The sequence below is a fragment of the Sphingomonas sp. AC522 genome (assembly GCF_979258125.1).
This window is the reverse complement of the sequence record NZ_OZ409836.1, coordinates 1,644,489-1,670,476: the sequence shown is the minus strand read 5'-3', so window position 1 is coordinate 1,670,476 and position 25,988 is coordinate 1,644,489. Positions and strand designations below refer to the sequence as shown.

General features: G+C 65.2%; 29 protein-coding genes and 1 tRNA gene. 13 read left to right on the top strand and 17 right to left on the bottom strand.

Translation table 11 applies throughout. From position 1 onward, the window contains the following. Nucleotides 1-3: 3 nt before the first annotated feature. The 7 genes from mnhG to ACZZZM_RS08130 form a co-directional block, all read right to left on the bottom strand. Nucleotides 4-363, bottom strand: coding sequence for a monovalent cation/H(+) antiporter subunit G (gene mnhG, locus ACZZZM_RS08160; protein ID WP_463594606.1), 360 nt, complete (start codon nt 361-363; stop codon nt 4-6). Next, a complete protein-coding gene (locus ACZZZM_RS08155; protein WP_463594605.1) occupies nt 360-641 on the bottom strand; it encodes a K+/H+ antiporter subunit F in 282 nt (93 codons plus the stop codon). Before ACZZZM_RS08155 ends, mnhG begins: the two co-directional genes overlap by 4 nt. Continuing rightward, on the bottom strand, nt 638-1,123 hold the full coding sequence (locus ACZZZM_RS08150) for a Na+/H+ antiporter subunit E (RefSeq protein ID WP_463594604.1): 486 nt from the start codon (nt 1,121-1,123) through the stop codon (nt 638-640). Before ACZZZM_RS08150 ends, ACZZZM_RS08155 begins: the two co-directional genes overlap by 4 nt. After that, nucleotides 1,120-2,721, bottom strand: coding sequence for a monovalent cation/H+ antiporter subunit D (locus ACZZZM_RS08145; protein WP_463594603.1), 1,602 nt, complete (start codon nt 2,719-2,721; stop codon nt 1,120-1,122). Before ACZZZM_RS08145 ends, ACZZZM_RS08150 begins: the two co-directional genes overlap by 4 nt. Continuing rightward, nucleotides 2,721-3,062 carry a Na+/H+ antiporter subunit C gene (locus ACZZZM_RS08140; protein ID WP_463594602.1) on the bottom strand — a complete coding sequence of 114 codons (342 nt, stop codon included), beginning with the start codon at nt 3,060-3,062 and terminating at the stop codon, nt 2,721-2,723. The genes ACZZZM_RS08145 and ACZZZM_RS08140 overlap by 1 nt, the downstream gene beginning before the upstream one ends. Next, complete coding sequence (locus ACZZZM_RS08135) at nt 3,062-5,971, bottom strand: monovalent cation/H+ antiporter subunit A (protein ID WP_463594601.1); 2,910 nt, start codon at nt 5,969-5,971, stop codon at nt 3,062-3,064. The genes ACZZZM_RS08140 and ACZZZM_RS08135 overlap by 1 nt, the downstream gene beginning before the upstream one ends. A gap of 114 nt (nt 5,972-6,085) precedes the next feature. Next, a complete protein-coding gene (locus ACZZZM_RS08130) occupies nt 6,086-6,466 on the bottom strand; it encodes a group III truncated hemoglobin (protein WP_463594600.1) in 381 nt (126 codons plus the stop codon). A gap of 158 nt (nt 6,467-6,624) precedes the next feature. Here ACZZZM_RS08130 and ACZZZM_RS08125 point away from each other — a divergent pair, with 158 nt between their 5' ends. From ACZZZM_RS08125 to ACZZZM_RS08105, 5 genes are all read left to right on the top strand, one after another. Next, nucleotides 6,625-6,852: a type II toxin-antitoxin system Phd/YefM family antitoxin gene (locus ACZZZM_RS08125; RefSeq protein WP_463596408.1), complete on the top strand. Its 228-nt coding sequence runs from the start codon at nt 6,625-6,627 to the stop codon at nt 6,850-6,852. Continuing rightward, nucleotides 6,852-7,349, top strand: coding sequence for a PIN domain-containing protein (locus ACZZZM_RS08120; RefSeq protein ID WP_463594599.1), 498 nt, complete (start codon nt 6,852-6,854; stop codon nt 7,347-7,349). Before ACZZZM_RS08125 ends, ACZZZM_RS08120 begins: the two co-directional genes overlap by 1 nt. A gap of 84 nt (nt 7,350-7,433) precedes the next feature. Continuing rightward, nucleotides 7,434-7,507, top strand: a tRNA-Gly gene (locus tag ACZZZM_RS08115). A gap of 23 nt (nt 7,508-7,530) precedes the next feature. Then, nucleotides 7,531-8,925, top strand: a complete 1,395-nt coding sequence (locus ACZZZM_RS08110; RefSeq protein ID WP_463594598.1) for a M20/M25/M40 family metallo-hydrolase — start codon at nt 7,531-7,533, stop codon at nt 8,923-8,925. 4 nt (nt 8,926-8,929) lie between these two features. Then, nucleotides 8,930-10,519, top strand: a complete 1,590-nt coding sequence (locus ACZZZM_RS08105) for a phytoene desaturase family protein (protein WP_463594597.1) — start codon at nt 8,930-8,932, stop codon at nt 10,517-10,519. Here the strand turns inward: ACZZZM_RS08105 and ACZZZM_RS08100 are convergent. Together ACZZZM_RS08100 and ACZZZM_RS08095 are read right to left on the bottom strand one after the other, a co-directional pair. After that, nucleotides 10,481-11,779 (bottom strand): APC family permease, encoded by a 1,299-nt coding sequence (locus ACZZZM_RS08100; RefSeq protein WP_463594596.1) that lies wholly within the window; start codon nt 11,777-11,779, stop codon nt 10,481-10,483. The two genes, ACZZZM_RS08105 and ACZZZM_RS08100, sit on opposite strands and share 39 nt — an antisense overlap. 14 nt (nt 11,780-11,793) lie before the next feature. Then, nucleotides 11,794-12,549 (bottom strand): competence/damage-inducible protein A, encoded by a 756-nt coding sequence (locus ACZZZM_RS08095; protein WP_463594595.1) that lies wholly within the window; start codon nt 12,547-12,549, stop codon nt 11,794-11,796. Between the two features lie 53 nt (nt 12,550-12,602). On the opposite strand from ACZZZM_RS08095, the gene map reads away from it, so the two are divergent. Then, complete coding sequence (gene map / locus ACZZZM_RS08090; protein ID WP_463594594.1) at nt 12,603-13,427, top strand: type I methionyl aminopeptidase; 825 nt, start codon at nt 12,603-12,605, stop codon at nt 13,425-13,427. A gap of 5 nt (nt 13,428-13,432) precedes the next feature. Here the strand turns inward: map and ACZZZM_RS08085 are convergent, their stop codons facing one another. Continuing rightward, nucleotides 13,433-13,654 carry a hypothetical protein gene (locus ACZZZM_RS08085; RefSeq protein WP_463594593.1) on the bottom strand — a complete coding sequence of 74 codons (222 nt, stop codon included), beginning with the start codon at nt 13,652-13,654 and terminating at the stop codon, nt 13,433-13,435. A gap of 231 nt (nt 13,655-13,885) precedes the next feature. Here ACZZZM_RS08085 and ACZZZM_RS08080 point away from each other — a divergent pair, with 231 nt between their 5' ends. Together ACZZZM_RS08080 and glnA are read left to right on the top strand one after the other, a co-directional pair. After that, a complete protein-coding gene (locus ACZZZM_RS08080; protein WP_294092475.1) occupies nt 13,886-14,224 on the top strand; it encodes a P-II family nitrogen regulator in 339 nt (112 codons plus the stop codon). Nucleotides 14,225-14,273: 49 nt separating this feature from the next. Further along, complete coding sequence (gene glnA, locus ACZZZM_RS08075) at nt 14,274-15,686, top strand: type I glutamate--ammonia ligase (protein ID WP_463594592.1); 1,413 nt, start codon at nt 14,274-14,276, stop codon at nt 15,684-15,686. A 54-nt stretch (nt 15,687-15,740) separates the two neighbouring features. On the opposite strand, the gene ACZZZM_RS08070 is transcribed toward glnA, so the two are convergent. Next, the gene (locus ACZZZM_RS08070; RefSeq protein ID WP_463594591.1) at nt 15,741-16,124 is read right to left on the bottom strand and encodes a hypothetical protein; all 384 of its coding nucleotides are present in this window, start codon (nt 16,122-16,124) and stop codon (nt 15,741-15,743) included. Nucleotides 16,125-16,132: 8 nt separating this feature from the next. Then, complete coding sequence (locus tag ACZZZM_RS08065) at nt 16,133-16,987, bottom strand: TIGR02587 family membrane protein (RefSeq protein WP_463594590.1); 855 nt, start codon at nt 16,985-16,987, stop codon at nt 16,133-16,135. 53 nt (nt 16,988-17,040) lie between these two features. On the opposite strand from ACZZZM_RS08065, the gene ACZZZM_RS08060 reads away from it, so the two are divergent. The 3 genes from ACZZZM_RS08060 (at nt 17,041) to ACZZZM_RS08050 (ending at nt 21,360) form a co-directional block, all read left to right on the top strand. Then, entirely contained in the window at nt 17,041-18,339 is a 1,299-nt protein-coding gene (locus tag ACZZZM_RS08060) for a M20/M25/M40 family metallo-hydrolase (protein ID WP_463594589.1), read from the top strand. A gap of 65 nt (nt 18,340-18,404) precedes the next feature. Then, nucleotides 18,405-19,865, top strand: a complete 1,461-nt coding sequence (locus ACZZZM_RS08055) for a PQQ-dependent sugar dehydrogenase (RefSeq protein ID WP_463594588.1) — start codon at nt 18,405-18,407, stop codon at nt 19,863-19,865. A 70-nt stretch (nt 19,866-19,935) separates the two neighbouring features. Next, a complete protein-coding gene (locus tag ACZZZM_RS08050; protein WP_463594587.1) occupies nt 19,936-21,360 on the top strand; it encodes an aldehyde dehydrogenase family protein in 1,425 nt (474 codons plus the stop codon). On the opposite strand, the gene ACZZZM_RS08045 is transcribed toward ACZZZM_RS08050, so the two are convergent. Genes ACZZZM_RS08045 through ACZZZM_RS08035 form a run of 3 tightly spaced genes read right to left on the bottom strand, consistent with a single transcriptional unit; the run spans nt 21,357 to nt 24,409 of the window. Further along, nucleotides 21,357-22,337: a quinone oxidoreductase family protein gene (locus ACZZZM_RS08045; protein ID WP_463594586.1), complete on the bottom strand. Its 981-nt coding sequence runs from the start codon at nt 22,335-22,337 to the stop codon at nt 21,357-21,359. The genes ACZZZM_RS08050 and ACZZZM_RS08045 overlap by 4 nt on opposite strands. Continuing rightward, on the bottom strand, nt 22,334-24,103 hold the full coding sequence (locus ACZZZM_RS08040; protein WP_463594585.1) for an SLC13 family permease: 1,770 nt from the start codon (nt 24,101-24,103) through the stop codon (nt 22,334-22,336). The genes ACZZZM_RS08045 and ACZZZM_RS08040 overlap by 4 nt, the downstream gene beginning before the upstream one ends. A 60-nt stretch (nt 24,104-24,163) precedes the next feature. Continuing rightward, nucleotides 24,164-24,409, bottom strand: coding sequence for a hypothetical protein (locus ACZZZM_RS08035; RefSeq protein WP_463596407.1), 246 nt, complete (start codon nt 24,407-24,409; stop codon nt 24,164-24,166). 107 nt (nt 24,410-24,516) lie between these two features. Between ACZZZM_RS08035 and ACZZZM_RS08030 the strand changes: the two genes are divergently transcribed. Together ACZZZM_RS08030 and ACZZZM_RS08025 are read left to right on the top strand one after the other, a co-directional pair. Beyond that, nucleotides 24,517-24,693 carry a hypothetical protein gene (locus ACZZZM_RS08030; protein ID WP_463594584.1) on the top strand — a complete coding sequence of 59 codons (177 nt, stop codon included), beginning with the start codon at nt 24,517-24,519 and terminating at the stop codon, nt 24,691-24,693. Nucleotides 24,694-24,791: 98 nt separating this feature from the next. Continuing rightward, nucleotides 24,792-24,980, top strand: coding sequence for a hypothetical protein (locus tag ACZZZM_RS08025; RefSeq protein WP_463594583.1), 189 nt, complete (start codon nt 24,792-24,794; stop codon nt 24,978-24,980). On the opposite strand, the gene ACZZZM_RS08020 is transcribed toward ACZZZM_RS08025, so the two are convergent. Beyond that, complete coding sequence (locus ACZZZM_RS08020) at nt 24,977-25,150, bottom strand: hypothetical protein (RefSeq protein WP_463594582.1); 174 nt, start codon at nt 25,148-25,150, stop codon at nt 24,977-24,979. The two genes, ACZZZM_RS08025 and ACZZZM_RS08020, sit on opposite strands and share 4 nt — an antisense overlap. A gap of 141 nt (nt 25,151-25,291) precedes the next feature. Continuing rightward, the gene (locus tag ACZZZM_RS08015; RefSeq protein WP_463594581.1) at nt 25,292-25,870 is read right to left on the bottom strand and encodes a S24 family peptidase; all 579 of its coding nucleotides are present in this window, start codon (nt 25,868-25,870) and stop codon (nt 25,292-25,294) included. Between the last annotated feature and the right edge of the window lie 118 nt (nt 25,871-25,988).

Sequence of the window (25,988 nt, the reverse complement as noted above, 5' to 3'; positions counted from 1 at the left end):
CGCTCAGTTGCTGGCGTCATCGTCGGTATGCGGCACATCGCGGCTTCCCGCGGTGCGGTCGCGGTAGAGCGCGGCCCTCGCCAGCAGCATCAAGGTGACCGGGGTGGTCAGGCTGACCAGGATCAGGATCATCAGCTCGTGAACCAGCGTCTTGGTCTGGAGGACCGAGAAGCACAGCATCGAACCCAGGATGATCAGCGCCACGCCCAGCGTGGTGCCCAACGTCGGCGCGTGGACGCGCTCGTAGAAGCTGCGCAGACGGAGCAGTCCGAGCGACCCGACCAAAGTGAAAGCCGCGCCGCTGAGAACGAGCAGCCCAACTAGCAATGCAGCCCAGCTGGGAAGATCCGGAGCCTCGATCATTCGATTACCTCCCCGCGCATCAGGAACTTGGCGAGCGCCACCGTGCCCACCGAGCCGAGCAAGGCGATGATCAGCGAGGCTTCGAAATAGATCGTCCGCCCGGTCTGGATCCCGAAGGTGAGCAGCAGCAGCATCGCGTTCACATAGAGCGTGTCGAGCCCGAGGATTCGATCCTGCGCGCGCGGGCCGATCAATGCGCGCCAGGCGGCACAGCCCATGGCGAGGCCGAGCATAATCTGCGCCGCAGTGATCGCGATGGCGAGGGCAAGCGTCGTCATTGCGCGAAGATTCGCAGCAGGCGCGCTTCGTAGCGGCTCTTGATCAGGTCGATCCAGGCCTGCTCGTCGGTCAGATCGAGGACGTGAAGGAGGAGGACGCTATTGGCGCGATCGAACTGGACCCACAGCGTGCCGGGGGTCGCCGTGATGATACAGGCGAGAACCGTCAGCGCATGGACGTTGGTCATCTCCAGCGGCACGCGGACGAAACCCGAACCCCGTTGCTGGGAGAACAAAACGACCTTGGCGACTGCGAAGTTCGACCGGACGACATCGACCAGCACCAGACCAGCCAACCCCAGCGCAGGCCCGGCGGCGGCGAAGCGGACCGGCTCTGGGCGCATCGCCGCCAGCGCATGCGACGCCAGCAGCGCGACGATCGCGCCGAGCAAGATATGGCCGGGCGACACGGACTGGTTGAGGAGCAGCCACATTACCAGCAGCGCGATTGCGAGCAGCGGGTGCGGGATCCAGCGCTTCATCGGCCCCTCGCCTGCATCACCGACTGGATATAGCTCTCGCGGTCCTCGAGCGAATGGGCGGTGCGCTCCATGTAGCGCATCACCGGCCCCGCAAAGACCATCAGCGCCAGGCATATTCCCAGCAACAGCCCCACCGGCGCGGCCTCAGCGAGGCGAAGCGCGGGCTGGGGCCTCTCCGAGGGGGTCCAGATCAAGTCGATCCCGGCACGGCTGGTGGCAATCAGCGTGGCGAGGCCCGAGGCGATGATCAATGCGATCAGCGTCCAGGTCGAGGGTGCGACTTGCTCGTCCAGCCCGAGCAGCCCGTCGATCAGCGCGAACTTCGCGATGAAGCCCGAGAGCGGCGGCAGGCCAGCAAGCAGCAACGCGCACAGCGCAAAACCACCCCCCAGGATCGCGATCGTGCCGGGGATGACGACGCCGATTTCGTTATCCGGCGTGTCGAGGACGACCGGGTCCTCATCGTCGAACACGGCCTCGAAAGGCGCGGTTGCATCGGGGCCGGCTTCCTGGCGGTCGACGAGTTCGGCGAGCAGATAGAAGGCGCCGATGACCAGCGTCGAGCTGACCAGATAGAAGAGCACCGCGCCGAGCACCGCGCCCTCCCCCGATCCCAATGCGGCGAGCAACGTGCCCGAGGAGATGAGCACGCTGAACCCGATCAGCCGCGAAAGCGTGCGCGTGGCAAGCACGCCGATCGTCCCGAAGGCGATCGAGGCCATGCCGCCGTACAGCAGCCATTCGCCTCCGAAGCTGGCGATCGGGCTGTTCTCGGTTCCGAACAGCAACAGATACACACGCAGCACGGCATAGACGCCGACCTTGCTCAGCATCGCAAACAGCGCCGCCGCGGGAGGCGCTGCCGCCGAATAAGTGGTCGGCAGCCAGAAGCCGAGCGGCCACATCCCCGCCTTGAGCAGGAAGGCGACTCCGAGCACGCCCATCCCGGCCTGGAACAATGCCATGTCCGACCCGGCGATCTGCGGGATCCGAATGGCCAGATCGGCCATGTTGAGGGTGCCGGCAACGCCGTAGATCAGGCTCACGCCGATCAGGAAGAGCAGCGATGCGGCAACGTTGATCGCCACATAATGCAGCCCTGCCTTAACCCGCGCCGCGCCCGAGCCGTGGAGCATCAGGCCATAGGACGCCGCAAGCAGCACCTCGAAAAAGACGAACAGGTTGAACAGGTCGCCGGTCAGGAAGGCGCCGTTGAGCCCGACGAGCTGGAGCAGGAACAATGCATGGAAGCGCGGGGCTGCCGTGTCCCACCGCGCTATCGAATAGACCAGAGAGGCGAAGCCCAAGATGTTGGTGAGCACCAGCATCAGCGCCGAGAGCCAGTCGATCACGAGCACGATGCCGAACGGCGCCGGCCAATTTCCCACCAGATAGGTCCGCGTTGCGGGTGCGCCGTCCAGCCCGACGGCAATGACCTCGCGCAGCAGCGCGATGGAGATGCCGATCAGGAGCAGCGTCGCGGTGATGCTGATTGCGCGCTTCGCCCGAACACGCCGCTCGCTGAGCAGGAGCAGCAGGCCGGCCGCGGCCAGAGGCACGAGGATCGGCGCGATGATGAGCTGATCGACAAGTGCCATCAATCGGGCTCCTTGCCATCGACATGATCTGTGCCGGTCAGCCCACGCGAGGCGAGCAGGACGACCAGCAGCAGCGCCGTCATCGCAAAGGAAATCACGATCGCGGTGAGCACCAGCGCTTGGGGCAGCGGATCGGCATAGTTCGAAGGATCGGCCACACCGCCGCTCTCGACGATCGGCGGTGCATCCACGCGCAGGCGGCCCATCGCATAGATGAACAGGTTCACGGCGTAAGAGAGGAGCGACAGGCCGACCACGACCTGGAAGGTGCGCGGGCGCAGGATCAGCCACACCCCGGAAGAGGTCAGCACGCCGATGGCGAGGGCGAGGACGATTTCCATCAGTCTTCCCTCACTGCGGCAGGCTGGACGCTCTTGCGCGCAGTCCGGCTCGATTGATGGCCGAGCGCCACCAGGATCAGCGCCGTCGCGCCGACCACGAGAATGAACACGCCGAGATCGAACAGCAGAGCGCTCGCCGCGGGCACCTCCCCGACGATCGGCAGGTCGAGATAGCGGAACCACGAGGTCAGGAAGGGATGGCCGAACAGCCACGCTCCCGCGCCGGTCGCGGTCGCGATCAGCAGCCCGCTGCCGATCCAGCGGATCGGGCGCACGCGCAGCCGGCTTTCCACCTGCCGTGTGCCCATCGCCATATATTGCAGGATCAGGCCGATCGACAGCGTGATACCCGCCGCAAAGCCGCCGCCCGGCATGTCGTGCCCGCGCAGGAACAGATAGAATGCAAGCAGGAGCATGACCGGGAACAGCCACTGCATGATCACCCGCGGCACATACATATAGTCGCGCAGCGTATCGCCGACGCGGCGATCGTCCTGGACATGGTCGAACGCATTCTGGAGCCGCTGTTGCGGCGGCGGCGCGATGCTCTCCACGGCAGGCCGGAAGCGGCGCAGCAGCGCGAACACCGTGACCGAGACGATCGCCAGCACGCTGATCTCGCCCAGCGTATCGAAGCTGCGGAAATCGACGAGGATTACGTTGACGACATTGGTGCCGCCGCCCTCCGAATAGCTCCGGGCGATGAATTCGCGCGAGATCGTATCGGGCAGTTGCCGCGTCATCACTGCATAAGAGAGCAGCGCCATCCCCGCCCCGGCCAGCACTGCGATGGTGAGATCCGAGCTGCGGCGCAGATGCACCTTCCACGGCGAATGGCCTTCGGGCCACGCGTCCTTGACCCGCGGGGGTAGCCAGCGCAGCCCGAGCAGCAGCAGGACGGTGGTGACGGTCTCGACCAGCAGCTGGGTGATCGCCAGATCGGGTGCCGAAAGCCAGACGAAGCTGACGCAGCTCGCCAGCCCCGCGCCCGCCATCAGGATCAGCGCCGCGAGCCGATGATATTTGGCCTGCCAGGCAGCGCCGATCGCGCATGCCCCGCCGACGACCCAGATCACTGCGAAGCCCGGATCGATGATCGTGCCCGGATGGCTCCCCAAGCTATAGCCATAGCGCACGAACGGCAGCGCCGCCGCGAGCAATGCGATCGAGACGAGCACCCGCAGCTGGGTCTGGAGGCGGCGAGCGCCGAGCCGTTGCTCGAGCGTGCGCGCGGCGGAGATGATCGTGGCCAGCACCGAATTGAAGACCTTGCGGCCCTTCACCCGGCGCATCAGCGGTGCGCTCTCACGCCGGTTCAGCCGGTCGCGGAAGACCAGATAGCCGATCGTGCCCGCCACTAGCGCCAGCACGCTGAGCAGCAGCGGCGCGGTGAACCCATGCCAGATCGCCAGGCTGTATTCAGGGGTCTGATCGTGCAGCACCGATCGCGCCGCCGCATCGAGGAACGGGCCGACGGTCATCGCCGGGACCACGCCGATGATGAGGCAGGCGAGGACAAGGATTTCGATCGGCAGCCGCATCCAGACCGGCGCTTCCTCGGGCTGGTGCGGCAGATCCTTTGGCGGCGGTCCGAAGAAGCTCTGATGAATGAAGCGCACCGAATAGAGGACGCTGAAGGTCAGCGCGAGTGTGGAGAGCACCGGCAGCGCCTGATCGATCACCGTGCCGCGATGGTTTTCAAGCGCTTCGGCGAGGAACATTTCCTTCGACAGGAAACCGTTGAGCAAGGGCACGCCCGCCATCGCCGCGGCGGCCACCATCGCCAGCGTCGCCGTGATCGGCATGAACTTGAAGAGCCCGCTCAGCCGCCGCAAGTCGCGCGTTCCGGTCTCGTGATCGATGATCCCCGCCGCCATGAACAGGGATGCCTTGAACGTGGCATGGTTGAGCGTGTGGAAGATCGCCGCCACCAGCCCCAGCGGGCTGCCTAGCCCGAGCAGCAGCGTAATCAGCCCGAGATGGCTGATCGTCGAATAAGCCAGCAGCCCCTTCACATCCTGTTGGAACATCGCCGCCCAGGCGCCGAACAACAAAGTCGCAAGCCCGATGCTGGAGACGATGACATACCAGGTGTCGGTTCCGGCGAGCACCGGCCACAAGCGGATCAGGATGAAGATCCCGACCTTCACCAGCGTCGCGGAATGGAGATAGGCCGATACCGGCGTCGGCGCCGCCATCGCGCGCGGCAGCCAGAAGTGAAACGGAAACTGCGCGCTCTTGGTGAAGGCACCGAGCAAGATCAGGATCAGGGCCGGGGTATAGAGGTCGCTCGCGCGGATCAGATCGCCCGCGGCCAGCACCACGTCGAGATCATAGCTGCCGACGATCTTGCCGATCAGCAATATGCCGAGCAGCAGGCACAGCCCGCCCGTGCCGGTGACGATCAGCGCCATTCGCGCCGCATCGCGCGCGCTCTGGTTCTGGTGCCAATAGCCGATCAGCAGGAAGGAGAAGAGGCTGGTCAGCTCCCAGAAGAAGGCGATCTGGACGAGGTTTCCGGACAGGACGAGCCCCAGCATCGAGCCCATGAAGGCGAGCAAGAACGAGAAGAAGCGCGGGACCGGATCCTCGCGCGACATGTAATAACGCGCGTAAATGACGACGAGGAAGCCGACCGCGAGGATCACGAAAGCAAAGATCCAGGCCAGCCCGTCGAGACGCAGAACCAGGTTGAGGCCCAGCGAGGGCAGCCATTCCATTTCGGTCCGCAGCACCCGCTCGCCCGACGCCTGGGCATAAAGCAGGCCGGCGATAACCACCCCCGCAAGCGCCACCGCGCCCGCCAGCAAACCCGCCGCATCGCGCGCACGAACCGGCAGAAACGCGGAGGCAAGGCTCCCCGCAAACGGGAGCACCAGCATCAACCATAATAGAGCGTCACTCGACACCGGCTCTCCTCTTCGGTGGTCGCGGCCCTTGGGCAGCGGCAGGTCACCCTTAAGGTTGAGGCCAGCCGTGGCAACCCCGCGAAGGGGATAAACCATTGCCGAAACGGCGAATTGTCAGGCGTCAGGCGACTTGCGGTCGCGATAGAATTGCACGCCCAGCTGCAGGCTCTCGGCGATCCGGTCTGCCTTTTCCTGGAACAACGCAGCCGCTTCGGGTCCGAGCAATTCGGTGGCCGTCTGCTGCCACAGTGCCAGCCAGCGAGCGAAATTCTCAGGTGTCATGTGCTGCTCATGCTTCACGTGTGCGACCATCGGCTGGCCCTTGTAACGCCCACTCGTCAGCATCACCGACGACCAGAAGGCGCGGAGCTTTGCGAGATGATGCGGCCAATCCTCGATCGCGCCGTTGAAGATCGGGCCGAGCGCCGCATCCGCGCGAACGCGGTCGTAAAAGGCCGGAACCAGCCTCGCGATATCGTCTTCGGTGATCTGCATCTCGGGCTCCACGGGTGCGCCCCACCGTACCGGCTCGCAATCGGCGCTGCCAGTGGACCGATTGTCCCACCTCCTTGCTAGCAGAGCCGCGCATATTTGTTGCCCGCGCCCGGCCAACTAGTAATGTACCTACGGTTCGGGAGGGCGATTTAGTGAAAATGGTGACCAGCCGCGAGTTCAACCAGGATGTCAGCCTGGCCAAGCGGCTTGCGCGGATCGAGCCGGTGATAGTGACCGATCGCGGCCGCCCGACGCACGTGTTGCTCAGCATCGATGCCTATCAGCGCATGAGCGGCCAGGCCGACAATCTCGCCGATCTGCTCGCCGCATCGGGAGGCGAGGCGCTCGATCCGGCCGATCTGCAGGGTGCCTGGGGAAGGCGCTGATGTTTCTGCTCGACACCGAAATCCTCCTCGTGCTGCGCGACCGCAAGCTGGCGGGATCGAGCGCCGGCCTGCTCTCCTGGGCGGCAATGACCCCGCGCCACAGCCTGTTCCTTTCCGCAATGGCGCTGCTCGAACTCGAATATGCCGGCGCCCGGGCAACGCGCCGGAGCAAGGACGGCGGCGCGGCCTGGCAGGCCTGGCTCAACGAACAACTGCTCCCGGCATTCGAGGGCCGCATCCTGCCCGTCGACAGCGCCATCGCCCTCCGCGCCGCGCGCCTGGGCTATCCGGAGATCCGCGACGGCCTGCTCGCCGCGACCGCTGCCGAGCACAGCCTAACCCTGGCCACGCGCCGCACGGGCGCCTTCCGCACCGGGCGGATCAAGCTGCTCGATCCGTGGAGCTTCGATCCCGATGCCGAGGGCGAAGCGGCGGACTGGCGCGAAGCCACCCGCACCGGCCCGCATTGGCTCAAGAATCTGTTTGTTCGCGCCTGAGCTGCCGCATCGGGATTTCGACAAGCAAAGCGTCGGAATGCGCGCTTGACACAAGCCGAGAAAGCTTGGATTTCCGCGCCTCGGGCGGGTGTAGCTCAATGGTAGAGCAGAAGCTTCCCAAGCTTACGACGAGGGTTCGATTCCCTTCACCCGCTCCAGTCCCCTGATTCGGAGCCTCCCCATGCGCCACGCCGCGGCTTTCCTCGCACTGGCGCTCGCTGCGGCTCCGGCTGCTTATGCCCAGGCTCCAGCTGGTCCCAATCCACAGGCCGAAGCGCAGGCGCTGGAGATGCTCAAGCGCGGCATCGCCTTCCGCACCGTTGCCGGCGAAGGCAATCAGACGCTCGACTATGCGAATTATCTCAAAACCCAGCTCGTCGCGGGCGGCTTTGCCGATGCCGATGTCCGCGTCGAGAAGCTGGGCGATACCGCCTATCTGGTCGCGCGTTATCGCGGCACTGCGCCGGCCAGGAAGCCGATCTACATCTCAGGCCATATGGACGTGGTCGAGGCCAAGCCTGCCGACTGGACCCGCGATCCATTCACGCCGGTGATCGAGAAAGGCTATATCTGGGGCCGCGGCGCCAGCGACATGAAGTATGATCTGTCAACGCTGGTCGCGACGCTGATTCAGCTCAAGCGCGAGGGCTTCAAGCCCGGCCGCGATATCCTCTTCCTCGCCTCGGGCGACGAAGAAACCTCGATGAAGACGACGCAGAAGCTCGCCGAGGAATTCCACGATGCCGAATTGCTGATCAATATCGATGGCGGCGGCGGCGAGATCGACGAGACCGGCAAGGCGGTCGGCTTCGGCATCCAGGGCGCCGAGAAGACCTATGCCGATTACGAGCTGACCTTCACCAATCCCGGCGGACATTCGAGCGCACCCAGCAGGAACAATGCGATCTACTCGCTAGCCCGCGCGCTGGAAAAAATCGCCGCCTATCAATTCCCCGCCGAGATCAACGAAATCACGCGGGCGAGCTTCGAGGCGGCGATTCCCACTTCGGACAAGCCGATGGCGGAGGCCACGCGGCGCTTCCTCGCCAACAAGGACGACCCGCAGGCGCTGGCCTATCTGCGCTCCTATCCGGGATTGATCGGCCAGACCGGCACGACGTGCGTCGCAACGATGGTCAATGCCGGCCATGCGACCAACGCCCTGCCCCAGCGCGCCACCGCCAACATCAATTGCCGCATCTTCCCGGGCACCAGCATGGCGCAAGTGCAGGAAACGCTGACCAAGGTGGTGGGCGATCCCGAGCTCAAGATCGTCACGCTCGATGCCGGGTCGGTCGCCAGCCCCGCCTCGCCGCTCAGGCCGGACCTGATGAAGCTGGTCACCAGACTGATTCACGCACGCTTCCCCGGCGTCCCGGTCACCCCGAGCATGTCCTCCGGCGCGAGCGACAGCATGTGGTTCCGCGCGCGCGGCGTGCCGAGCTATGGGATCAGCCCGATCTTCATGAAGTCGTCGGACGGCTTTGCGCACGGGCTCAACGAGCGCACGCCGCTGAGCGAAATCGCGCCATCGATCGTCTATTACCGGGCGATGCTTAGAGAGCTTGCGAAGTAAGCGCATGACTGCCCGCTACGATGCCCTGATCATCGGTGGCGGGCATAACGGGCTCGTCTGCGCATTCTATCTGGCGCGCGCCGGGATGAAGGTACGCGTGCTCGAGCGGCGGCATGTGGTCGGCGGCGCGGCAGTCACCGAGGAATTCGCGCCGGGCTTCCGCAACTCCACCGCGAGCTACACCGTCAGCCTGCTCCGCCCCAAGGTCATCGCCGACATGCGGCTCTACGAGCGCGGCTGGCGCGTCATCGAGCGACAGATTTCGAATTTCCTGCCGCATGACGGAGGCTATCTGAAAATCGGCGGCGGGCCCGAGCGCACCCGCGCCGAGTTCGCACGCTTTTCGAACAAGGATGCCGAAGCGCTTGCGGGCTATGAGGCGGCGCTGGAGCGCGTAGCCGAAGTGTTGCGCGACATGGCGCTCAAGACGCCCCCGAATGCAGGCGGCGGAATTCGCGCGCTGCTCGCCGCGGCCGGGCAGGGACGTAAGCTCGCGGGCATGAGTTTGGAAGCGCAGCGCGACACGATGGACCTGTTCGTCAAATCGGCGCGCGACTTTCTCGATAGCTGGTTCGAGAACGACTATATCAAGGCCGCGTTCGGCTTCGACGCCGTCGTCGGCAATTATGCCAGCCCCGATACGCCCGGCAGCGCTTATGTTTTGCTCCACCACGTCTTCGGCGAAGTGAATGGCAAGAAGGGCGCCTGGGGGCACAGCATCGGGGGGATGGGCACGATCACCCAGCTGATGGCCGAGGCATGTGTCGAGGCGGGGGTCGAGATCAGCCTCGAAGCGCCGGTTGCGAAGCTGCTGGTGGATGGGGGCAAGGTCGCGGGCGTCCGGCTGGAAAGCGGCGAGGAGATCGCGGCAAAGATCGTCGCGGCCAATGTCGGCCCCGCCTTGCTCTACCGCCAGCTTGTCGACCGTACCGACATGCCCGCCGACTTCGCGCGGCGTATCGACCATTTCAAGGCCGGCTCGGGCACCTTCCGGATGAACGTCGCGCTCTCGGAGCTGCCCGACTTCACCGTGCTCCCCGGCAAGGGCGAACACCACAATGCCGGCATCATGATCTGCCCGACGCTCGATTATATGGACCGCGCTTTTACCAGCGCGAAGGCGAACGGCATGTCCGACGAGCCTATCGTCGAGATCACCATCCCCTCCACGGTCGATGACAGCCTCGCCCCGCCCGGCCAACATGTTGCCGCGCTCTTCTGCCAGCAGTTCGCGCCGGGCCATGATTGGGACACGCATCGCGAAGCTGCGGCCGACCGGATCATCGACACGGTGACGAAGCACGCGCCCAATTTCAAATCTTCGATCATCGCCCGCCAAATCCATTCCCCGCTCGATCTGGAGCGCAAGTTCGGGCTGATCGGCGGCGACATCATGCACGGGCACATGTCGCTCGATCAGCTCTGGGCGGCGCGACCAGTGCTCGGGCATGGCGATTATCGCGGGCCAATCGCGGGGCTATATATGTGCGGCTCGGGCGCGCATCCCGGCGGGGGCGTCACCGGCGCGCCAGGGCACAACGCCGCGCGCGAGATCCTACGCGGCCGGAGCTTGCTGGGACGGCTGTTTCGTTGATCGCCGCGCCAGGAAATAGAGCGGCACCGCAGTCGCCATTAGCAACAGGCTGAGCACCACCGCCTCGGTCCCCGCCCCCCAGATCGCCCATAGCGCGAAGACCAGCCCCACCGCCGCCGCCGGCCGCGCTACCCCGATCACCAGCGCGGAAACGCATGCCCCCGCATAGAACCACAAGGTCGCGGCGGTCGTCACGCGCAGCATGAAATCGTAGATCGCCGAGGTCTCGCGTGAGGCGTTGCTGAGGATCAGCACGCTCGCCAATATCGTCGACGCGATCAGCGCCCCCACCGGCACGTCGCGGCGGCTGGTTCGCCCGATCGCCGCGGGGACCACGCCCGCGCGCGCCATGCCGAGCGGCACTTCGCCCTGGAGCAGCACCCAGCCGTTGAGCGCGCCGATCGCCGCCACCGCGGCGAAGCCCGCCACTGCCAGCCCGGCGCCGCGCCCCCAGAAGGTCTCGACGAACAAGGCGACCGGCGCATTGGCGCCCGCCACGATTTCCTGCGGCATCGCGAAGATGATCCCCGAACAGGCGATCAGATAGATCAGCCCGGTCAGCCCGACTCCGGTGAGCGTCGCACGGGTGACCGTGCGGCCCGGATCGCGGACCCGCTCGGCCGCCACGCCCGCGCATTCGAAGCCGACCATCGCGAAGAACGCCATCGTCACCGCCGGCGCCAGTTGTGCCGGATCGAAGGGTGCGTGCGGGTGCGCATCCAGCGCGAGATCGCCGCCCACCCCCAATTGCCCGAGCAGCACGATGATCGCGACCAGCGGAAGCAGCTTGATCAGCGTCGTTGCCACCTGGAAGCGCCCCGCCGCGGGCGCGCCACGCAGATTGAGCAAGGTGATCAGCCACAACAGCACCACAGCGCCTAGCACCAGGGTCAGCGCCGAAGCCGCGAGCGGGGGCCAGAACACCGCCAGATAGCGCACCGCCGTCAGCGCGATGAAGGCGTTGGCAGACCACACGCCCACCCAAAAGCTCCAGCCGATCAGCACGCCCGGCAATGGCCCCAGTACCTTCGCGCAGATCGCCAGCGTCCCCGTCGCCTCGGGCATCGCGCGCGACAGGCCAGCGATGACCCATGCAATCACCATTGCCCCCGCAATCGCCGCCGCCCAGGCCGCGACGCTGGTGAAGCCGAACGGCGCAAGCTGCGCGGGAAGCGCGAAGAAGCCCGATCCGATCATGTTGCCGATGACGAGCGCAGTCGCCGTCCAGAAGCCGAATGGCCGCTTGCTAGTATCCGTCATTTTCCCCCCGGAAATTAAATGCCGCCGTCTATGGCTTCGTATCCCTTGCCTTCCAGCCCCGCCATCAACGCATCGGCACAGGCATCGAGCACGGCCTGATCCGTCGCGCGCACTACGAAATTCGCCCCCGTCCGCCCGTCGCGGAAGAAGGGATAGCTGCCGATCGCCACGTCCTGATAGGCGCGCTCGGTCTGCCCCAGAAAATCGGCGATTTCGCTCTCGGCGACCCAGCTTCCCACGGTGCGCGAAAGCACCGGCAACCCGCCCTCCAGCGTGCCCGTCAGCGCGTCGAGCATTCCGGCCGCGATGTGCGGCACGCCTGCCAGAATGAAGATGTTGCCAATGCGGATGCCCGGTGCGCCCGATACGCGATTGACGATCAGTTCGGCGCCTTCGGGCACACGCGCCATGCGCAGCCGGGCATCGGTGATCCCGCCGCGGGTCTCGTAATAGCGCTCAAGCGTCGCCCGCGCGCTCGGGTGGATGACGACCCCCACGCCCAACGCGGCCGCGATCGCATCGACGGTGATGTCGTCATGCGTCGGGCCGATCCCGCCGGTGGTGAAGAGATAGTCGTTGCGCACGCGCAAGGCGTTCACTGCCTCGACGATCGCGTCCTGCACATCGGGCACCACGCGCACTTCGCTGAGGCGGATTCCCTGCACGTTTAGCCACGTGGCGAGCTGTGCGATGTTCTTGTCCTGCGTGCGCCCCGAGAGGATCTCGTCGCCGATCACCAACAGTGCAGCAGTCCAGACGCGCTCGCTCATCCGCGCTGCGTACGCCCTCGCAAAGCCCCGCGCAAACGCCTATATCGCGCGCCATGACCGAATATGTAGCCGTCACGGCGGACATGCCGCGCATCCGCAGCAACGCGATCAAGCTGCACGGGCCCGAGGGTTTCGAGGGCATGCGCCGCGCGGGCCGGCTGGCCGCGGAAATCCTCGATGCGCTGGTCCCCCATGTCGTTCCCGGCGTGACCACCGCGGAGCTCGACGATATCGTTCGCGAGATGTCGATCGCAGGCGGCGGCGTACCGGCGACGCTCGGCTATCGCGGCTACACGCATAGCTGCTGCATCTCGATCAATCATGTCGTCTGCCACGGCATCCCGAGCGAAAAAACGCTCAAGGACGGCGACATCGTCAATATCGACGTCACGCCGATGGTCGATGGCTGGCACGGCGACACCAGTCGGATGTTTCTGGTCGGCGACGTAGCGATCAAGGCCAAGCGTCTCGTCGACGTGACCTATGAGTGCCTGATGCTCGGGCTGGAGCAGGCCAGGCCCGGCAACCATCTCGGCGACATCAGCCACGCGATCCAGACCCATGCCGAAAAGCATCGCTACGGCGTGGTCCGCGACTTCTGCGGACACGGCGTCGGCCAGCTTTTCCACGATGCGCCCGAAGTCGTCCATGTCGGCCGCCCCGGCACCGGCCCCGAGCTGCGCCCCGGCATGATCTTCACCGTCGAGCCGATGATCAATATCGGCCGTCCCGACGTGAAGCTGCTCGATGACGGCTGGACCGCAGTGACGCGCGACCGCTCGCTATCGGCGCAGTTCGAGCATTCTATCGGAATCACCGAAGCCGGCTGCGAGATCTTCACACAAAGCCCCAAGGGCCTGAACGCGCCGCCTTATTGAGCTGCTCAGTGCCGCTTCGACCAGCCGCGTAGCGCTTCCTCGGCTTCTCCGGGCGTAAGGTCGCCGGCCGCGGTGCTGATCCAGCATGTGCCGCGCTCATTGGGATCGAGCGCCATCAGCCCATGCGCCATAATGACGAGCGGCCCTCTCGCGACGACCACGTCCTGCGCGTCCAGCGCCACCCAGCGATGGATCTCGGCGGGCACATCCATGGGCAGAAGCTGCATACACGCACCCCACGTCTCACAACGCCTATAACACAGATCAGGACTCATTGTTCCCGTCTTATGCCACGCAATCGGGCAGGCAGCAGCGTTGTGCCCGTTTGTTAGGCAGTTGTTAACTCGCCCACTATGCTCTCGCGCTGGGGAAGATCGCGGAATCAGGCTGGCACGCTTGTTGTAAGACGCGCGATGGGGAAGAAGGGTTCGTCCGAATTCCAGCGGGGTATCAAGCGCGTGAAAAAGATCGAAGCGATCATCAAGCCGTTCAAGCTCGATGAAGTGAAGGAAGCGCTGCACGAAGTCGGCGTCAGCGGCATCACCGTGACCGAGGCCAAGGGTTTCGGCCGCCAGAAGGGGCATACCGAACTGTATCGCGGCGCGGAATATGTCGTCGACTTTCTTCCCAAGGTGAAGCTCGAGGTCGTCGTCGAGGATGCGCTTGCCGAGCGCGTGGTCGAGGCGATCGCCGCCGCGGCGCAGACCGGGCGCATCGGCGACGGCAAGATCTTCGTCATCCCGGTCGAGACCGCACTGCGCATCCGCACCGGCGAGCGCAACGAGAACGCAATCTAATCAATATCGCCCGCAAGGGCCTGCATTACAAAGCGAAAGGGTTTCCAAAATGGCGAATTCGGCCAGCGACGTTCTGAAGATGGTCAAGGAGAACGAGATCGAGTGGATCGATCTGCGCTTCACCGATCCCAAGGGCAAATGGCAGCACCTCACCATGGTCGCTTCCGTGGTCGGCGAGGACGAGCTGACCGACGGGCTGATGTTCGACGGCTCCTCGATCGAGGGCTGGAAGGCGATCAACGAGAGCGACATGATCCTCAAGCCCGATCTCGACGCGGTCTGGATCGATCCCTTCTCGGCAACGCCGATGCTAATCCTGGTCTGCGACGTGGTCGAGCCCTCGACCGGCGAGCTTTATTCGCGCGACCCGCGCTCGACCGCGAAGCGCTCGGAAGCCTATCTCCAGACGCTCGGCATCGGCGACACCGTCTATGTCGGTCCCGAGGCCGAATTCTTCATGTTCGACGACGTCCGCTTCGAGAACAGCTATTCCGCGAGCTATTACAAGATCGACGATATCGAATTGCCGGGCAATTCGGGCCGCGAATATGAAGGCGGCAATATGGGCCATCGCCCCCGCGCGAAGGGCGGCTATTTCCCCGTCGCGCCGGTCGATTCGGCGGTCGATATCCGCGGCGAAATGGTCTCGACGATGATCGAGATGGGGCTGCCCTGCGACAAGCATCACCACGAAGTCGCGGCCGCGCAGCATGAGCTTGGCCTGACCTATGGCACGCTGGTTCAGACCGCCGATCGCATGCAGATCTATAAGTATGTCGTCCACCAGGTCGCGCATGCTTATGGTAAGACTGCGACCTTCATGCCCAAGCCGATCAAGGAAGATAACGGCTCGGGGATGCACACGCACTTTTCGATCTGGGACAAGGGCAACCCGCTCTTCGCCGGCAATGGCTACGCCGGCCTCAGCGACATGTGCCTCTATTTCATCGGCGGCGTGATCAAGCACGCCAAGTCGCTGAACGCCTTCACCAATCCCTCGACCAACAGCTACAAGCGCCTGGTCCCGGGTTATGAAGCGCCCGTGCTGCTTGCTTATTCGAGCCGTAACCGCTCGGCCTCGTGCCGCATCCCTTATGGTGCGGGCAGCAAGGCCAAGCGCGTCGAATTCCGCTTCCCGGACGCACTGGCGAACCCGTATCTCTGCTATGCGGCTTTGCTGATGGCGGGCCTGGACGGCATCCAGAATCGTATCCATCCAGGCGATCCGATGGACAAGAACCTCTACGATCTGCCCCCGGCAGAACTCGAGCAGGTCCCCACGGTCTGCGCCTCGCTCCGCGAAGCACTCGACAGTCTCGAAGCCGATCAGGATTATCTGCTCAAGGGCGACGTCTTCACCCGCGACCAGATCGCCGCTTATATCGAGATCAAGCGCGGCGACGTGGCGCGCTGGGAGATGACTCCGAGCCCGGTCGAATACGACATGTACTATAGCGCCTGATTCCGTCAGGCAGGTTGAAGGGGCGTCCGGAGCGATCCGGGCGCCCTTTTCATGTCAGGGCGTCTGAAAGCCAGTCGCGCGCAGTTCCAAGCCGGCGCGGGGATCCTGCCGGAAGAACAGCCCGCCCTTGGTGCTGGCATGGCCCGCGACATAATCGAGGGTCGCCATGCTGGTTTCGTGGCCTGCTTTCCCCTCGACCGTCACTGCAGCCGCGGTCCCGGCGCCCGAATTGACCGCCTCAAACTCGACGACATGCCCCGCCGCGCTGGGCACGACGCGCAGTACACGCACTTCAATCGCCGGGAGATCCGACCCCCGCCCCGCAAAGGCGTCTCGCGCGATCACCCCCGCTACCGCAAGGGTCAGCGCAAGCCCGATAGCCGCCGCGATCCATTCGAGCGGTGGGGTATTGGCGACGCCCTTCACTTCCTGAGCCATATCTTCTCCTAGATCACCAGTCGGGCGATCGCAGCGCCGATCGCGCCCGGGAATGCGAGCACTACCGCCGTGCTGGCGATCCCCGCCAGATCGCCGCCGTCGGCGCGACCGAAGGTCCACAGAACGTAGAGGCTGACGACCAGCGCGATCGCATAGCCGGGTATCGTGAAGATCACGAAGCGCCGCACCAAGCCATAGCCCTCCGGCGCGTCCTTCTGCCCGGCAAAGCCGATGGCGAAGACGAGCAAGTGAAGCGCGACTATCGATCCCAGCATCAGCAACAAACTCTGCACGGCGGACATCTTGAAGCCGATCAGGATCATCTCCTCGGTCGGCGCAACGTTGAAGGCAAGGAACAGCGCCCCCGCCAGCATCAGGAACAATTGCCCGCCATAGCCCGCCGAGCGCGCGGCCTTTTCCTCGTCCTCATCCGCATCGCCTGCGCTCAATTGCTTGCGCGCGATCATCGCCCCGAAGCTCGCGGGCACGCACTGTATCGCGATCATCCCCGCCAGTTCCGCGAGCGGCATGCCCGGCGTCAGCAGGCCGAACAGCGAGAGTATCGCCGCCGAAGAAAGTATGCCGACGCCGTACGCCGCAAGCGCATCGAGCACATCCTCGATGAAGGTCGTGGTCTTTTCGAACCCGCCAAAGCGCGAGAGGAAGATCAGCACAACGAAATTAAGCAGGAGGAACAGCAGCAGCCGCAGCGGATGGACATAAAGGCCGATTGACCACATCTCCATCGTCATCAGCAGCGGCAAGCCGAAGATGATGGCGCCGCCAAAGGCACGGCCCAGCCCCTCGGCATAGACCCGGTTCGTATAGGTGCGCTCGACCATGCGCCTGCTTCCCACGCGCATGGCGTGGCGACAAGTGCCTTGGACCGCGCGGGGCAAGCGGTTAGGCTGCGCCCATGCTCCGTATCCTTCTCGCCGCCGCCGCGCTCTGCGCCGCCACCCCCGCCGCCGCCCAGCTCTCCAAGCAGGAGGCCGCGATGGTCGCCACGGTGGACAAGGAGAGCGATCGCACCCTCGCCTTGATCGAGCGGATGGTGAACCAGAATAGCGGCACGCTGAACCTCGCGGGCGTTCGCGCGATGGGCGAGATGCTGCGCCCCGAATTCGAAGCATTGGGCTTCAAGGTCGAATGGATCCAGCTGCCAGAAACCAAGCGCGCCGGGCATTTCGTCGCGACGCACAAGGGCAGCGGCAAGGGCAAGCGCATGCTGCTCATCGCGCATGTCGACACGGTCTTCGAAGCAGCTTCGCCATTCCAGAAGTTCAGCCGCGACGGTGATCGGGCAGTCGGCCCCGGCGTGGTCGACGATAAGGGCGGGATCGCAGTGATCGTCGCGGCTTTGCGGGCGATGCAGGCTGCGGGCACCCTCAAACAGGCCGATATCCAGGTGATGTTTACCGGCGACGAAGAGAAGACCGGTGACCCGATCCCGGTCGCGCGTGCGGGGCTGATCGAGGCGGGCAAATGGGCCGATGTCGCGCTCGAATTCGAAAACCTGGCCAAGGAGGACGGCAAGGAATTCGGCACCGTCGCGAGGCGGAGCGCGAATAACTGGACACTCGCCGCCACCGGCAAGACCGGCCATGGCGGCAGCGTGTTCGGCCCTGATCTCGGCTATGGCGCGATCTACGAGATCAGCCGCATCCTGACCGCGTGGCAGAATGAGTTGCGCGAGGAAAACCTCACCTTCAACGTCGGCGTGATCGCCGGCGGAACGCCCGCGAGCATCGACGCGGACGGGGTGAAGGTCGAGGCGGCAGGCAAGACCAATGTGATCCCGGCCCAGGCGATCGCGCGCGGCGACCTGCGCAGCCTCACCCCGGACCAGGATGCCAAGGCGCGCCAGAGGATGCAGGCGATCGTCGCCAAGCATCTGCCCGGCACCGGCGCAACGCTCACCTTCCAGGACAACACGCCCCCGATGGCGCCGACCGAAGGCAACCGTGCGCTGCTCACCCGGGTCAACGCCATCAATCGCGATCTCGGTCTGCCTGAGATGCCGGAATTCCCGCCAGCCAAGCGCGGCGCTGCGGATTCGAGCTTCGTCGCGGCCTATGCCGATACGCTTGCCGGAATGGGTCCGGTCGGCGGCACGCTGCATGCCGAGGGCGAATGGCTGGAAGTGCCGAGCATTGCGGCGCAGGCCAAGCGCAGCGCGATCCTGATGAGCCGGCTGGCGCGGGAGAAGAGGTAACCAATCCCTCTCCCGCCGGGAGAGGGATATTGGGAACCGAGCCTTCCACGCATCGTTACGCAGCGATGCGGTCCTGCGCTGCCTTCCCTTTGCTCCTCCTCGCCGCATGCAGCGGCGGTGGCGGCTCGGGCGGCGGCAGCACTCCGACCCCCACCCCTTCCGCACCGAACACCGCCCCCAGTTTCACTTCCGCTACCACCGCAACGCTCGTCGAGAACGCCGCCCTTTCCTACCAGGCGGCAGCGACCGACGCGCAGGGCAATGCCATCACCTATTCGGTCGCGGGCGGCGCCGATGCCGCGCGCTTCTCGATCACGGCGGCAGGCGCGCTGACCTTCGTGGCCGCACCCAATTTCGAGCTGCCGGCCGACGCGAACGGCGACAATATCTATGAAGTGCAGCTCGGCGCCAGCGACGGAAGCCTGAGCTCGACGCTGACCCTCCAGGTCACCGTGACCAACAGCCGCGAAGGCATTGCGGTCAAGCGGGTGGGCACGGGCTTCAACCAGCCGCTCTATGTCGCGGCGATTCCCGGCGACAATAACCGCGTCTTCGTCATCGAGAAGGGCGGCGCGGTCTATTACCTCACCCCCGCGACCGGCGCGAAGACGCTCGCCTTCACGGCCGGCGGGCTAACCACGGATGGCGAGCGCGGGCTGCTTGGCCTTGCTGCGCGTCCGGATTTCGCCACCTCGAACATCGTCTTCGTCCATGCGACGGGCGCGGGTGGCGCGGTCGAGATCCGGGAATATAATGTCGTCACTGGTGCGATGCGGCTGGCGCTTTCGACGCCGCACTCCGCCGCCAACAACCATAATGGCGGCTGGATCGGCTTCGGCCCGGACGGGCTACTCTACGATGCGATCGGCGATGGCGGCAGCGGCGGCGATCCGAGCAACAACGCCCAGAACGTCAGTGTCCGGCTTGGCAAGATCCTGCGGCTCTCGGTTGGCGCGACCTTCGCGCCCGCGCCCGGCAACCCCTTTATCGGCGGCGGCGGCGATCCTTACATCTTCGCCTATGGCCTGCGAAATCCCTTCCGCAATTCGTTCGATGGCAACCGGCTGATCATCGCCGATGTCGGCCAGGACGCGATCGAGGAGATCAATATCGTCAACACCAGCCAGCCGGGGCTCAATTTCGGCTGGCGCTTCCTGGAGGGCACCCAGCCCTATAACGGCACGGCGCCCGCCGGGCTCACGGCACCGGTCAGCCAATATGGCCATGGAACCGGACCGCGCCAGGGCTCGTCGATCACGGGCGGCTATGTCTATCGCGGTCCGGTTGCCTCGCTCGCCGGCCTCTATGTGTTCGGCGATTTCGTCAGCGGCAATCTGTGGACGCTGCCCGCGGCATCGCTGACGCAAGGGTCGCTGTTCCCCTCCGCGCAATATGAGCGCCGCAACGCCGATTTCACGCCAGATGCCGGCACGATCGACAGCCTCGCCTCGTTCGGCCAGGACAATGCGGGCAACCTCTACATCGTCGATATCGCCGGCGAAGTGTTCATGATCACCGTCGGCTAGGTTGCATCTTGCAACCTCCCGCGTGGCGGGCCATCTCGCATACCGAAACTTCAAAAATCGGAGCGGGTAAATGCGCAGCTATCTCAGCCATTATATCGACGGCGCATGGGTCGAAAGCGAAGGCGGCACGCGCCATGACGTGATCAACCCGGCGACCGAGACGCCCACCGCGGAGATCACGCTGGGATCCGCTGCCGATGTCGACAAGGCAGTCGCGGCCGCCAAACGCGCCTTCGAGACTTTCTCGCGCACCAGCGTGGACGAGCGGATCGCGCTGATCGAGCGCATCCTGCAGGAATATAAGGCCCGCGCCGGCGACATGGCGGAGGCGATCAGCCTGGAAATGGGTGCACCGGTCAGCCTCGCACGCACTGCGCAGGTCGGCTCGGGGATCGGCCACCTGATGTCGGCGATCAGCGCGCTACGCGAATTCACGTTCGAGGAGCAGATCGGCAGCAGCCTGGTCGTCCACGAGCCGATCGGCGTGGTCGCGATGATCACGCCGTGGAACTGGCCGCTCAACCAGATCGTCTCCAAGGTTGCGCCCGCCCTCGCCGCGGGCTGCACGATGATCCTCAAGCCCAGCGAGGAAGCCCCGGGCTGCGCGATGATCTTCGCCGAAGTGATGGACGCGGCAGGCGTTCCCGCCGGCGTCTTCAACCTCGTCAACGGCGACGGGCCCGGCGTCGGCACTGCGCTTTCCACGCACAAGGGCGTCGATATGGTCAGCTTCACCGGCTCGACCCGCGCGGGCGTGATGGTCGCCAAGAACGCTGCCGACACGGTCAAGCGCGTCCATCAGGAATTGGGCGGCAAGTCGCCCTCGGTGATGCTCGAAAGCGCCGACCCGGCAGCGGCAGTGAAGGGCACTTTGTTCTCGGTGCTGATGAATTCGGGGCAGAGCTGCATCGCGCCGGCCCGCCTGCTCGTGCCTGAAAGCAAGGCCGCCGAAGTGACGGCAATCGCCGCCGAGATGATGAAGGCCACCGCGACCGGCGATCCGTCGGAAGAAGGCCGCCATCTCGGCCCGGTGGTCAACAAGGCGCAGTGGGACAAGATCCAGGGCCTGATCGCCAAGGGCATGGAGGAAGGCGCGACGCTGGAGACCGGCGGACCCGGCCGCCCCGATGGCGTCGAGACCGGCTATTTCGTCAAGCCGACTTTGTTCTCGGGCGTGACCAACGACATGACGATCGCCCGCGAGGAAATCTTCGGCCCCGTAGTGACGATCATCCCCTACAAGGACGAGGAAGACGCAATCCGCATCGCCAACGACACCGATTACGGCCTCTCCGCGGTGCTGTTCGGCGATCCCGAAGGCGTCCGCCGCGTCGCACCGCGTCTGCGCGCCGGCATGGTCTATGTGAATGGCGGCCAGCCGAGCCCCGATTTGCCCTTTGGCGGCTACAAGCAATCGGGCAATGGCCGCGAGCACGGCAAGTTCGGGCTTGCAGAGTTCATGGAAGTGAAGTCGCTGGTGAACGCGCTGGCTTAAGGCACCAGGATCGTCGATCCCGTCGTCTTCCCTGCCTCCAGCGCGCGGTGCGCGTCGGCTGCGTCCTCCAGCGCGAAACGCTGGCCGATGTCGGCGCGCACCGCTCCCGAGCGCAGCATCTCGAACAGCCGCGCGCTGCCGGCGGCACGCTCTTCGGGCGTGACATAATAGTCGAACATCGTCGGGCGCGTGACGAAGACCGATCCCGCGCGGGCCAGCTCGGTCAGCCCGACGCCCTCGACCGCCCCACTGGCATTGCCGAAGCTGACCACCACCCCGCGCCTTTTGACCGAGGCGAGCGATTCCTTCCACGTCGCCTTACCGACACCATCGAGCACGACATCCACGCCCACGCCGGCCGTGGCATCGCGCACGAACTCGGCAATGCCCTTGCCGCGCGAAACCAGCACGTGATCCGCTCCCGCATCGCGCGCCAGCGCGATCTTCGCCTCGCTGCCGACCGTCGCGATCACTTGCGCCCCGATCGCCTTGAGCCAGCGCACCGCGATCTGCCCGACGCCACCCGCCGCGGCATGGACCAGCACGGTCGATCCCCGCTGCACCCGCGCACAGCGCTCGATCAGGAACTCGGCGGTGCACCCCTTGAGCAATGCTGCCGCCGCAGTCTCGTCGCTGACATCATCGGGCAGCGCGAACAAAGTTGCCGCCGTCACATTGCGCGCAGTCGAATACGCGCCCAGCGCCGGGCCGAAAGTCGCCACCCGGTCCCCCACCGCGAAATCCTCGACGCCCTCGCCCAGCGCTTCGATCACGCCGGACGCTTCCCCGCCAAGCCCACTCGGCAGCGCAATGGGGTAGAGACCCGAACGGTGATAGGTGTCGATGAAATTAAGCCCCACCGCGCTGTTGCGCATTCGCACTTCGCCCGGCCCCGGTGGCGCAAGATCGACATCGACCCATTCGATGACTTCGGGACCCCCGGTCCGCTCGAACCGTGCTGCGCGTGCTTTCGTCATACCGGCCATACCCATAGGATAAGCGGCGTTCCTACCAGCAACACGATCAGCGACAAGGGCGCACCCAGCCGCGCATAATCGCCGAAGCGGTAGCCACCGGGCCCGAATACCAATGTGTTGCACTGATGGCCGATCGGCGTGAGGAAATCGCAGCCTGCGCCCACCGCCGTCGCCATCAGGAAAGCTTCGGGTTTGTACCCCAGCCCAGTCGCGAAAGTCGCCGCGATCGGCGCCATTACCAGCACCGTCGCGGCATTGTTTAGAAACGGCGTGACCGCCATCGCCGCAGCGAGGATCAATGCGACGGCGCCCCAGGGCGGCAGCACCGATGCCAGTGCCGAGAGTTGATCGCCGATGAGATCGGTCGTCCCCGTAGTGCGCAGCGAATCCGAAACCGGGATGAGCGCCCCAAGCATCACCAGAATTGGCCATTCGATATAATTATAAGCTTCGCGCACCGGCAGCGCGCCGCTGATAATCACTAGGCCCGCCGCCGCGAAGAACGCGACCGCGACCGGCACATAGCCAAGCGCCGTCGCCAGCATCGCCACGCCGAGCGCCACGAGCGGGATCAGTCCTTTTCGCGCGCTCCCCAACCGCAGCGTGCGCTCGGCGAGCGGCAGGCAGCCCAGTTCGCTCAATCGCTCGAACAGCAATTCCAGCGGCCCCTGCAGTACGATCACGTCGCCTGCGCGCAGCTGGACTTCGGCCAGCCTTTTGGCGATCCGCTCGCCCTGCCGCGATACGGCGATCAGATTTACGCCGAAGCGCTCGTGCAGATGCAGCCGCCCCGCGGTCTGGCCGATCAGCACGCTCCCGGTGCTGATCACCGCCTCGATCACGCCGACATCGTCGCCGCCCTCCTTGGGCCGGTCGCGATGCTGGCCCACGAGTTCGAGTCCGTCGGTAGCGATCACGCGCTCGAGACTGTCGGGCGCCCCGGTCAGGATCAGCAGGTCGTCTTCTCGCAGCCTGGTGTCAGGAAAGGGCGCGCTGCGAATGCCGGCGCGCAGGATCGCAGTGACGGTAACATCGTCGTCATGGCGCTGCAGGAATGCAGCGATCGGCTCGTCCACTGCCGGCGATCCCGGCGAGATCTTCGCCTCGGTCACGTAATCCTGGATATCCAGCGATTTGCCGAGCGTCGCCGCAGCGCGCCGGTCGCGGGGCAGCAGCCGATAGCCGAAGCGCAGGAAGATCAGCCCGATCACGGTGAGCCCCAGCCCTACCGGCGCATAATCGAACATGCCGAATGGCTGGCCGGTCATCTCCTCGCGCACCCGGCTGACGATGATGTTGGGCGAAGTGCCGATCAGCGTGATCAGTCCGCCCAGCAGTGACGCGAATGCCATCGGCATCAGAAACACCGCGGGAGCGGCGTTCGATCGCTTTGCCATCTGAAACGCCACCGGCATCATCATCGCCAGCGCGCCAATATTCTTGACTAGGGCGGAGGCGCACCCCACGCTGGCGCACAGCAGCAGCAATTGCGAGCGGATGCGCCTCACCCGCCGCTGGAGCATCAGCATCGCGCTTTCGATCACGCCCGATCGCTGCACCGCGCCCGAAAGCACCAGCGCAGAGGCGACGATCACTACGATATCGTCCGAAAAGCCGCTAAACGCTTCCTTGGGGCTGACCACCCCTACCGCCAGCGCCGCGAGCAGCGCGATCACCGCGACGACGTCGTAGCGCAGCTTCCCCCAGATGAAGAGCAGCATCATCCCGCCGAGCACGGCGACGGACAGCATCTGGGGAAGGGTCATCGGGCCTCACGAGTGGACGTCAGGCCCTAACTCGCAAGCCAGACTTCCGCTCCGGCAGGTTTAATGAACCGTACCCACGGCCCGCCCGATCGACAGCAATACAATCAGCCGCTCGATCTGGCGCCAGCGGCAGAAATTGATGTGATTGCCGAGATCCCGATAATGATCCGCGCGCGCCGCCGCCTCGCAGCCGGCATTGTCGCCGAACGCGGCGATCAGATGCGTTGCGTCCGCCACCTGGAGTGTATCGGCGAGGTAGGGAAGCACGGGGGTAGCGCTCGCCGCGCCGGGCTCGTTGAAGGTCATGCCCTCCAATTCGCACAGGAAGCTGAAGCTTTCGCGCCGCAACAAGGTGAAGCAGGTCTAAACCATCAATTGTGGCGCCGCGCAGCGATGCGTGGCAAAGGCGCGGCATGGCAAACGCACCTCGCACTCCCATGGCCGGCGGCTTCATCCTCGCAATCGCCCTGATCGTCGGCGTGTTCGTCGGCATGACCAAAGGCGAGGCTTCGATGGGCTTCATCTGGGGCCTGGGAGTGGGCCTCGCCGGACTGCTGCTCGTCTGGCTGGTGGACCGCCGGCGGGCCTGAGCGCCTAAAGCCGGTTTGCCCGAATAATGTAGGTTAATAGCGCAACGGTTTGAACGATGTCCGGCGCGCGACGTTGAGGGGGCCAAAGGAGCTTCACCGTGACCGGCGAACGGATAGTAGCCGTGGGATTTCTCACGGAGAACGACATGCGCCGCTTGGGTTCGACCTTCACGCGGCACATCCCCGTTTTGGATGACGGGATGTTCGAGGACCTATTGGCGCAACTGGACGAAATCGAAATCGAGCCGTCCGGCACCTCCATGGTCCTCCGTCCCGTCAGCCACTAGCGCGCCTCGTCCATCAGCGCCTTGAGTTGCTTGCGCACCGCCGGGCCGCTCAGATGACTGTCGACATTGGCGAAATGCTCGGCGGACAGCTTACGCTTGATGTCGTCGATCGACGTGACGGTTCCGCTCCGCGCGAGTTCGAATGCGCGTTCCAAAGGATGTCCGTTCACACCAGGCTCCGCATTTTGGAGCTGAAAGTGGCGCCGGGTGCGCCGTCCGCCGCCGGCTTGGCCGCGGCCTGCCGTTCTGAATCGCTAAATGGATTGGTCATGACGCCCCTCTATCATAAAAATTAGATCGCAAAAGCAGGCCTATAGTGCCCGCCCCAGCCACGCCACGCGCCCCAGCACCTCGATTTCGCCCGCGCGCACGAAGCGCAACGGATAGGCCGGATTCTCGCTGACCACCTCCAGCCCGCCCACCGCCGCGCGCAGCCGCTTGACCATCAGCTCGCCCCCCAGCCGCAGCACGAACACCCCACCGCGCCCGACAATGCGCTGGTCGCAATCGACCAATATCTCATCCCCATCCTCGAGCAGCGGCGACATAGAATCGCCCTCGACGCAGATCATAGAGGCAGCATCGGGCCGTACGCCGAGCTGGCGCAGCATCGCGGGCGGGAACATGCCCGGCTGGCGCCGCGCCTCGCCCGCGACCAGTCGTCCGGGCCCCGCCGACGCATACACGTCCAGCCGCGCGACTTCGACCACGCCTTCCGCCCCGCGCCCGCCTAGCCGCGCCTCGGGCACGCCCATATAGCGCGCCAGTCGCCCGCGATCGGCCTCGGCGAGCATGCGCGGCGTCCCGCGCCTCAGATATTGCTGAAGATATGCCGGGTTGCGCCCGACCACGCGCGAAAGCTCGGCAAAGCTGCGCCCCTGTTCGTCCATCAGCGCCGCCAGGGCCGCTCGTTGCGCATCCGCATCCACACTTGAACCATAATCGTAGGATTTTTCCTAGACAAGTAGGAAATGAGAACAAATCATGATCATCGACAAGCGAATCGAG